The organism is Streptomyces sp. (assembly GCF_031178505.1).
GTDB classification, from domain to species: domain Bacteria; phylum Actinomycetota; class Actinomycetes; order Streptomycetales; family Streptomycetaceae; genus Streptomyces; species Streptomyces gulbargensis.
Window position 1 is genome coordinate 1 of the sequence record NZ_JAPSIW010001027.1, and the last position, 1,749, is coordinate 1,749.

2 protein-coding genes are annotated in these 1,749 nt (G+C 75.6%); both read right to left on the reverse strand.

Going from position 1 to position 1,749, the window contains the following annotated elements:
* The coding region (locus tag RIF68_RS35875) for an enoyl-CoA hydratase/isomerase family protein (protein WP_309055827.1) at window positions 1-924 on the reverse strand (924 nt) is incomplete at its 3' end.
* On the reverse strand, window positions 921-1,749 hold an 829-nt coding region (locus RIF68_RS35880; RefSeq protein ID WP_309055828.1), incomplete at its 5' end, for an alpha/beta hydrolase. The genes RIF68_RS35880 and RIF68_RS35875, both read right to left, overlap by 4 nt.

A 1,749-nucleotide genomic window follows, 5' to 3' on the forward strand; every position in this document is an offset into this window, starting at 1 on the left:
CGTCCGGAACTCCTCCGTCAGGAAGAGGTCGGCCGCCGCCCGTTCGGCCGCCGTGAACGCCTCGTCCCGGCCGGCGGTCCTGGCCAGCCGCAGCAGCTCCAGGGCCTGCCGGGGCGCGGGAAGCACACCGTGCGTCCGCTCCGCGACCAGCGCGTGGCCCCGGGCGAGCGCCCGCTCCCACGCCGCCGGGTCGTCCCACCGGCGGCGGCGGACCTCGACGCGGCCGGTGAGCACCCCGGCGGCCCACTCCAGGCAGTGGTCGAGGAAATTCCCGGCCTCCAGAAGGGCGTCGGACAGACCGAGGGCGTGCGCGCCCGCCGCGTCCAGCATCCGCCGTCCGGCGAGCGGATGGTCCAGCATCAGCGTGACCGCGTTCTCCGGCCCGGCCAGACGCGGCAGCAGGTACGCACCGCCCCAGGCCGGGACGAGACCGAGCGAGCACTCGGGCAGGGCGATCACCGGCGCGTTGCGGGAGAGCGCCCGGTAGGTGCAGTGCAGTGCCAGTTCCAGCCCGCCGCCGATGGTGACGCCGTTGACGAACGCGAAGCTGGGCACGGGGAGTTCACCGAGGCGCCGGAAGACCTGGTGGCCACGGCGCAGTGAGGCGACGGCCTCGTCCCGGTCGGTGACCGTGCGGGCGAGGGCCAGGTCCGCGCCGGTGCTGAACATGTACGCCCGGCCGGTCACGGCCACGGCCGTGACCGTGCCGTCCGCCGCGGCCGCCGCCACCTCGTCCAGGGCGGCGTCGAGGGCGGCCAGGCCCCGCGGGCCGAAGGTGGTGGGCCGCATGGCCGGACCGAAGGGCGGCAGGTCGTTGCCGAGGGTGATGAGCGCGCAGCGGCCCGCGTCACCGGGGAGGTCCAGATGGCGCAGGCGGGCGGTGGTGACGGTCTCGGTGCCGGGCCGGGGTGCGGTGGTGGTCACTGTTCCTCCTGGGCCGTGACGGCGGGCGGTACGGTCGTCCGGTCGAGCGATCGCCGGAACTCCCGCAGCAACGCGCTGAGTTCGGCGGGGCGCTCGACGGGCGGGGTGTGGCCGGTGTCGGGCAGTTCGACGAGCCGGGCGTGCGGCAGCTCCGCGGCGTACCGGTGGGCGACGCGCGGCCGGATCGGTACGTCACCGGCGCCGTGCACCACGAGCACCGGGACCCGTACCGCGCCGAGCCGGCCGGAGAGATCGCCCCTGCGGTACACCGCGTGGCAGGCGTGGGTGATCCGGTCGCCGGTCAGGGTCTCGAAGTGGCGGATCCAGAACGCGGCCCGCTCGCTGCCCTGGAAGGAGCGGTGGAAGTTCAACCGGGCGATCATCCGCGCCAGGTCCGGGCTCATGCCGTCGGTGACGACGCTCTCCACCATCGCCTCGAACGGCCGCGCCGAGCTGTCCGGTTCGCGGTACGGCTGGGTGTCCACGAGGACCAGGGCCCGGACGAGCTCCGGGTGCCGCAGCGCCATGCGCAGGGCCTTCATCCCTCCCATCGAGTGCCCGACCCACACGGCCGGCGCCGCCCCTCCCAGGCCCGTCCGGTACGCGTCCGCGAGCCGGTCCACCTCCTCCTCCAGGCTGAACGGCCCGGGGCGCGCGGGGGAGTGGCCGTGCCCCGGCGCGTCGACCGCGAGCGCGAAGGCGCCGTCCGCCGCGAGGTCCGGCAGCGCCGGATACCAGACGCGGCTGTCGGTGAGCAGCCCGTGCAGCAGCACCACCGGATCGCCCGCGCCCTGCCGGTGCAGGCCGAAGGTCCAGTCCCCGTGC